The 824-nt window shown below is 71.6% G+C and carries 1 protein-coding gene and 1 pseudogene; one reads left to right on the top strand and one right to left on the bottom strand.

Annotated elements, in window-relative coordinates; all coding sequences use genetic code 11:
* On the bottom strand, nucleotides 1–537 hold a 537-nt coding region (locus AOK22_RS35480), incomplete at its 3' end, for an ammonium transporter (protein WP_425264109.1).
* A 184-nt stretch (nucleotides 538–721) separates the two neighbouring features.
* On the opposite strand from AOK22_RS35480, the pseudogene AOK22_RS41125 reads away from it, so the two are divergent.
* Nucleotides 722–824: pseudogene (locus AOK22_RS41125) on the top strand (GTPase Era); the annotation flags it as partial.

Below are 824 nucleotides of genomic sequence, written 5' to 3'. Positions count from 1 at the left end.
CTCGACGACCAGGCCGCCCGCGAAGTCCAGCGCGCCGAGGGCGTTCGCGATCCAGCCGCCCGGACCCCACACCCAGTGCGCGACGGGAACGTATACGAGGAGCGTCCACACCGGTACGAAGACCACCCAGGCCCCGAACCGCGTGCGGTCCGCCACCGCGCCGCTGATCAGCGCGGCCGTGATGATCGCGAAGGTCAGCTGGAAGGTGGTGAACAGGAGGGTGGGGACCGAGCCGGTGAGCGTCGTCGGGCCGATGCCCGCCATGCCCAGGTGGCCGAGACCGCCGATCAGGCCGGCGAACACGTCGTCCCCGAAGGCCAGCGAGTAGCCCGCGAGCAGCCAGACCACCGTGACCAGGGCGATCGACACGAAGGACATCAGGAGCATGTTCAGGACGCTCTTCGTGCGGACCATGCCGCCGTAGAAGAGGGCGAGGCCCGGCGTCATCAGGAGGACGAGCGCGGTGGCGGCGAGCAGCCACGCGGTGTCGCCGGTGTCGAGGTGGGGGGCGGCGGTGGTCGTCGTCATGGGGGACATGGGGGAAGAGCGTCACCGCCGCGCGTTTCGGTTCGCGCACCCCGGCGTTTCCGCCGTGTTTCGTGTTGCGCGGGGGTTTCCGGGGGCTCACGGGCCGAGGCGCGGGGAGCGGGTGCGGGCGTGTGTGCGGCCTGCGGGGGCGCGCGGTGCGGCGCGGCTCGTGGGATCAGGGACAATGGGCGCCATGAGCGTTCGTACCCCGTCATCAGCCGAGCCGTCCGAGTCCGTGCACCGTGCCGGCTTCGCCTGCTTCGTCGGTCGCCCCAACGCGGGCAAGTCCACCCTGA

Origin of the sequence: Streptomyces silaceus (assembly GCF_001419745.1) — a bacterium.
Lineage (GTDB): Bacteria > Actinomycetota > Actinomycetes > Streptomycetales > Streptomycetaceae > Streptomyces > Streptomyces silaceus.
Note: the sequence above shows the minus strand (reverse complement) of the source record. Positions and strands in the feature narration are given on the sequence as shown.